5 protein-coding genes, 1 tRNA gene and 1 pseudogene are annotated in these 6,000 nt (G+C 71.5%); 2 read left to right on the forward strand and 5 right to left on the reverse strand.

Going from position 1 to position 6,000, the window contains the following annotated elements:
* Positions 1-381: 381 nt before the first annotated feature.
* The 3 genes and pseudogenes from HHX30_RS43855 to HHX30_RS32470 all read right to left on the reverse strand — a co-directional run.
* Positions 382-1,353 (reverse strand): annotated as a pseudogene (locus tag HHX30_RS43855) (TROVE domain-containing protein); the annotation flags it as partial.
* A gap of 115 nt (positions 1,354-1,468) precedes the next feature.
* A tRNA-Ser gene (locus HHX30_RS32465) sits at positions 1,469-1,548 on the reverse strand.
* Between the two features lie 304 nt (positions 1,549-1,852).
* On the reverse strand, positions 1,853-2,278 hold the full coding sequence (locus tag HHX30_RS32470) for a nuclear transport factor 2 family protein (protein WP_169986816.1): 426 nt from the start codon (positions 2,276-2,278) through the stop codon (positions 1,853-1,855).
* 249 nt (positions 2,279-2,527) lie between these two features.
* On the opposite strand from HHX30_RS32470, the gene HHX30_RS32475 reads away from it, so the two are divergent.
* Entirely contained in the window at positions 2,528-3,577 is a 1,050-nt protein-coding gene (locus tag HHX30_RS32475) for a mechanosensitive ion channel family protein (protein ID WP_311922961.1), read from the forward strand.
* Between the two features lie 61 nt (positions 3,578-3,638).
* On the opposite strand, the gene HHX30_RS32480 is transcribed toward HHX30_RS32475, so the two are convergent.
* Together HHX30_RS32480 and HHX30_RS32485 are read right to left on the reverse strand one after the other, a co-directional pair.
* Positions 3,639-3,944: a DUF6401 family natural product biosynthesis protein gene (locus tag HHX30_RS32480; protein WP_169986819.1), complete on the reverse strand. Its 306-nt coding sequence runs from the start codon at positions 3,942-3,944 to the stop codon at positions 3,639-3,641.
* Between the two features lie 293 nt (positions 3,945-4,237).
* On the reverse strand, positions 4,238-5,251 hold the full coding sequence (locus HHX30_RS32485) for a LacI family DNA-binding transcriptional regulator (protein WP_211592881.1): 1,014 nt from the start codon (positions 5,249-5,251) through the stop codon (positions 4,238-4,240).
* A 400-nt stretch (positions 5,252-5,651) separates the two neighbouring features.
* Here HHX30_RS32485 and HHX30_RS32490 point away from each other — a divergent pair.
* Positions 5,652-6,000, forward strand: a 349-nt coding sequence (locus HHX30_RS32490) for a family 1 glycosylhydrolase (protein WP_169986823.1), incomplete at its 3' end; no start/stop codon positions are given.

Here is a 6,000-nt window from a genome sequence, read left to right on the forward strand (position 1 = left end):
GTCGTGACCGTGCCACGACCGGGTGAGCGCGTCGGCGATCAGCGTGCCGTGGCCGACCTCGCCGATCCGGGCGCGGAACCGCTCGACCTCACGCAGCACGGACGCTCCCGGCCGGATCTCGTGCCGGAAGACGCCGTTGGCGAAGCCCACGAGGTCCACCCGGTCGCCGCGCGCCGCGAGGGTCACGCCGAACAGCGCCGCCGTGTCGACGGGGGCGACCGTCGACCGCGCGGAGACCGCCCCGGACGCCATGGACGACGACGTGTCCACGAGCACGAGCGTGCGTCCCCGGAACGACGGCACGTTGCGGGTGGCGAGCGTCAGCGCCGTCTCCAGGGCGTGGGCCCAGCGGAGCGACGGCGCGTTCCGGTACGCCGAGAAGAACCGGAACGGCAGCTGCCGGGAACGCGCGACCTCCTCCGGATCGGTGAGTCTCGCGATGACCCGCTCGGCGACGTCGTCGCCCACGCCGGCCTCGTCGAAGTTCCGCAAATTCCTCAAAAGCGCCATATATCCCATCGACGGGATGACCGCCGACCAGGCCTGTGCGTCCATCGGGCCCTGGAGCCAGCCGGCGAGCGCCTCCCAGGTCATGCCCGCCGCGGCGAGGCGCTCCGGCGTGGACAGCGCCGTCCGGCGCTCCTCCGCCGTAAGGGCGAGTAGCGCGGCCCGCTCACGCAGTGTCCGCAGTGACGCCGGGATCGGCTTGTCGCGGTTGTGGCGCCGGTCGAGCGCGTGCGCGAACAGGTCGCCCTGCCAGGCGCGCCGGTCGTCCGCGGGCGTGGGATGGACGAGCTCGACGACGTCGCCGAAGCGGAAGCCGCGCGCGCCGCTGTCGTACTTGACCAGGGAGCGTTCGGTGTAGAGCCGCCGCACGGCGTCGGCGATGCCGCGCTTGACCGGCTTGGGGACGGCCCGGCCGTACCGGGACGTCCAGTAGGCGAGCGCCTCTCCCGGCTCGTCCGCCCGCTGGAGCACGGAGGCGACGAGCTCGCGGTTGCCGCCGTGCAGCCCGGCGGCGAGCCTGGCGTGCACGGACTCCAGGGCGGCGACCAGGGACGCCGAGCGCATGTTCGCCCCGCCCCGCAGCCACGGCAGGAAACGGGCCATCCAGTCGCCGTCCTCCACCGCGACCCGGTGAACGAGGGCGCGGAACCTGCCGTCGCGGTCGCCCGCGCTCTCGTAGAAGGTGTCCTCCCCGGCCATGTTCGACACCGCGAGGACGAACAGCTCCGACCTGGGGTCGCGGAGGTAGCCGGGCGCGCCCTCGTGCGTACGACCGCGCGGGACGGCCTCGGTGGTGACCGGGCTGACCGCCGCGGGCCTGGCCGTGCCGGTGTTGAATTTCGCCATGGAAACGGGCTCCTTCCACGTCAGGGAAGGAGCCCGTCCTCGTTCTCCGGAACGCGCCCGAGATCGGAAGCGGCGGCGGTGACAGCGCTCTGCCGGCTGAGCTACCGGCCGGATTTCCGGCCGGGCAGGACTCGAACCTGCGACCACTCGATCCCGAATCGAAGTAACCGCTGCCTTCGCACCGGGCGCGGCCGGTGAAGTCGTGCTCCTCCCGAGATCGGGGTGACGGCGGTTGGCCCGCCTGTGGGGCCGGCAGCCCATGGGAGCTGTAAGGATTCGAACCTCGAAGTAACCGCTGCCTTCGCACCGGGAGGTGCGTGGTCATTCATGTGCCGGCTCCGGAGACCGGCCACTCTTGTGCTGTTTCCCGAGCCGCCGGATCCTTCGCGGCAGCGGAAATCCTAACCACGCCGCGGTTTCGTGCGCAGTTTGTTTTTCCGGGCCGCGTGGCCGGATCGGCCGCGTGCCCGCCGCGAATCAGCCGTTGATCAGCCGTTGATCAGCCGCGCTCGGCGGGCGGCCAGCCGTGGCCCCAGCCGCCCTGTGCCATCGTCTGGAACGCCCACCCCTCCTCGGTGCGCACCAGCAGGTCGCCGTAGTGCATGCTCTCCCTCCGGCCCTCGACCGTCATCGTCGCCGTGGTCTCCACGAAGACGAGGTTGGGGCTGAGGAAACGCGGCGTTCGCACCGACTCGAGCCCGAGCCCCGCCGTTCCGCCGCCCATGGCCTCCTTCATCGCCTCGACGTACTCCTCGCGCGTCCACTGCCGCACCGCGGCGAATCCGCCCGGCACGTCGGTGACCAGGTTCATCGGGAAGACCGCCAGGTCGGCCAGCTTCTCGATCTCCCCCTGCTCGGCGAGCGCGTCGTACTGGGAGAACCAGTCCTCGACGCTCTTCAGTTCCTCGTCGCTCGGCTCGTACACGAACAGGCCCCTCTCTTGTCGTACGTCATACCGTACAGCATACGGAAGCGAGGACATTCCCGATTTTTCTCCGGGTGCCTACGGCAGGGCTGACGTGCGCCTCTGCCGGGGCGGAGCGTCGCTTCGCGTGCCGGGCCGGACACGCGTCCGGAATGAGACGCGGATCACCGGGTAGCCGTGGGCGTCGTACGTCGCGGAAGGCTCTGAACAGGAGGACCCATGGCCGCTCCGGTCGACTGGGGAAGAGGAGTGGCTGACGCATGGTCGTCGGTCGCCACGTTCGTCCCCAAGTTCCTCGCATTCGTCGTCGTCCTCGCCGTGGGCTGGCTGATCGCCAAGGCACTGCGGAAGGCCGTCGACGCCGTTCTCGAACGCGTCGGGTTCGACCGGTGGGTCGAGCGCGGCAGTGTGGGGCGGGTGCTGGCGCGCAGCAGGTACGACGCGTCCGGCCTGCTGGCGAAACTGGTCTACTACGCGGTCCTGCTGGTCACGCTGCAGATCGCCTTCTCCGTCTTCGGGCCCAACCCCGTCAGCGAGCTGCTCGCCGGAGTGGTGGCGTGGCTGCCCAAGGCCGCCGTGGCGATCGTCATCGTCGTGGTCGCCACCGCCATCGCCAGGGCGGTCAAGGACATCGTCACCGCCGCTCTGGGCTCCCTGTCGTACGGCCGGGCGCTGGCCACGATCGCGTCGGTGTTCATCATCGGCCTCGGCGTCATCGCCGCGCTCAACCAGATCGAGGTCGCGACCACCGTCACGACCCCGGTGCTGATCACCTTCCTGGCCGCCGTGGCCGGCATCCTCATCGTCGGCGTCGGCGGGGGCCTGGTCCGGCCCATGCAGCAGCGCTGGGAGCGCTGGCTGAACCGCGCGGAGGCCGAGACCGACACCATCCGCGCCCAGGCCGCGGCCTACAGCCGGGGCCGTGCCGACGCGATGGAGACGGTCACCGTGCCGCGGACCGAGCAGCGGGTGGGGGCCTTCGCCCAGCCGGCCCCGGCGGCGTACCCGCAGGGTGCCGCGCCGAACGCCGGGAGTGCGCCGAGCGCCGAGGGCGCGCAGGCGCCCCGGCCCGCGTATCCCGAGAGCACTCCCCCGGCCGCCCCGGGCGCACCGACGACCCCTGTTCCTCCGGCCGGCACGGTTTCACCGGGGAGTGCGGTCTCACCGGGGGCGCAGGCGGGATCTCAGGGGGTTCCCGGACCCCAGGGCGCCCCGATGCCGCAGGACGCGCCGGGCGAGGCGCGGCCCACCTCCTCCTGGACGAATCCTCCGGAGGAGCCCCCGTCGCCGCGCGGGTGAGCGCGTCGCCGTTCGTCGCGGGGCGTCCCTCCACGGGGAGGGGCGCCCCGCCGCCGCGTCGTCAGGCCGGTTCGGCCGCGGCGTCGAGCATCAGGCAGACGGCGGTCATGCGCAGGGCGGCGAAGTCGAGCGGCTGGTCCGGTCCCGGCGCCAGCCAGCCCTTCTCCCGCGCGCCGTCCCAGTAGCCGATCAGGTAGGCGACCAGAGAGGCGGGCCCCACGCGCTCGCCCAGCTCCGCGATGGCGTGCCTGACGGCGGCCATGTGCTGGTCCAGCGAGGCGAGGATCCCGGGGTGCTGGTGCCGCAAATCCAGCACGCGCTGCGCGAACTCGGTACGGATGCGGGCAGGCCAGGACTGCTCGGACACAGAAGTCCCCCGGAGGATCAAAGCGATGGATGCCTCATCACGATAAGCGCCTCCGGGAGCACAGCGCTCCAGAATGCACGCTGTCCACACAGGTTTCAGCCGGGCTGGGAGGGAGCGGGCCGGAAGGGAGCGAGGACCGCGGCGAAGGCCCAGCGGAGCGGGCTTCGCGAGGACCGGGGGTTCTTCCGGCGCGGTGACCGGCCCGGACGCGGACCGCGGTGAGGGGCGGGGCTGTCTCCAGCGGGGTGACCGGCCTCGCCGCGATTCCTGAGCATGCGTGAAGAAGCCAGGTTTCAGAGCGGAGGCGTGCTGGAGCCGCGCACGACGAGCGTGGCCGGCAGGATCCGGGGCGGCGGGGCGTCCGCGCCGTTGATCATGGAGACGACCGCCTCCGCGGCGGCGGTGCCGAACCCGTCCTTGTCCTGGGCGACGGTCGTCAGGCCCGGCGGCACGAGCGCCGCCACCTCGATGTCGTCGAACCCGACCAGGGCGATGTCCTCGGGCACCTTCAGGCCGGCCTCGCCGATCGCGACCAGTGCGCCGACGGCCATCTCGTCGCCCGCGACGAACACGGCGTCGGGCCGGTCGCCGGCCTCCAGCAGGCGGCGCATCGCGGCGTGGCCGCCCGACAGGTAGAAGTCGCCCTCGACCACGAACTCGGGCCGGCGCGGCAGCCCCAGCCGGGCCAGCTCGTCCTGGTAGCCCTGCAGGCGCTCGGCGCCCGGCCGTGTGTGCGCCGGGCCGGTGATCGTGGCGATGGCCCGGCGTCCCTGCTCGTGCAGGTGCCGTACGGCCAGGTGGGCGCCGCCGACGTTGTCCGAGGTGACGTACGTGGCGCGGGGACCCTGCACGGGACGGTCGAGGCTGACGCAGGGGATGCCCGACTCGGCCAGTTGCCGCAGTGAGGGGTCCCACGTGCCACTGTCGATCATCACCACGCCGTCGAGGTTGTGCCTGCGCACGGCGCGTACGTAGGCGTCCTCTGTCGGCTCCCCGCTCGTGGCCAGCATGAGCAGGTGGTAGCCGCGGCCGCTGAGCGCGGTCTTCAGGCCGATGAGAATTTCCTGGAAGAACGGGTGCCGCCAGCCGGGGCGGCGGTGGTCGGTGTCCCACACGAGGCCGACCATGAAGGACTTCTTGGTGGCCAGCGTGCGGGCCGACTCGTTGGGCAGGTAGCCGATCTGGCGCGCCGTCCGCAGGACCTGCTCCCTGGTCTTCGCGTTCACCACCTTGGGGTTGTTGAACACGCGGGAGACAGTCGCGGGAGACACGCCGCACAGGCGCGCCAGCTCTCTGATCGTTGCCACGGACCAAACGCTATCGCATCTCGCTGTAACCGGTTTCATGCAACCGGTTTCCCCGAAAATACGCAACCATCGGGCGGCTCGTCAACCAGTAAGCAGAATTTCCCTCCGTCACGTTTTCGTGACTTGACAGCTGCCCCTTCTTTTATGTGTGATGGCGAGCATCGGCCGGCGCTTTCTCGTTGCCACGGGCTCGGCCGCTGTCACGTCTCGCAGCCGCTTCCCTTCCTCCTGCGAGGGGGTTCAGGTGTTCGCTGCGGAACCCCGTCTGCCCGCGTGTGTGCCCGCCGTACGGCTCGGCGGGTCCCGTGGCTGCCGGGGGAACGGTCCCATCGCCCACACGGCCGGCCGCCGTGTCCGGGCTGTTCACCGGAGCGGGCACGGAACCTGGAGCGATCAAGGGATGACGGCGACCGACGAACGCCCCGCCATGCCGCGGACCTTTCCCGCGGGCTTCGTGTGGGGCACGGCCACCGCGGCGTACCAGATCGAGGGGGCCGTCGACACCGACGGCCGGGGGCCCTCGATTTGGGACACCTTCTGCCGGGTGCCCGGCGCGGTGGCACGGGGCGAGTCGGGTGAGTTCGCCTGCGACCACTATCACCGCTGGCAAGAGGATGTCGATCTCATGAAAGACCTGGGGGCGGGGGCCTACCGATTCTCCGTTGCCTGGCCGCGGGTGCTGCCCGACGGCCGCGGGCCGGTGAACCGGCGCGGGCTGGACTTCTACCGCCGGCTCGTGGACGCCCTGC

This window comes from Microbispora sp. H10836 (assembly GCF_012999525.1).
GTDB lineage: Bacteria > Actinomycetota > Actinomycetes > Streptosporangiales > Streptosporangiaceae > Microbispora.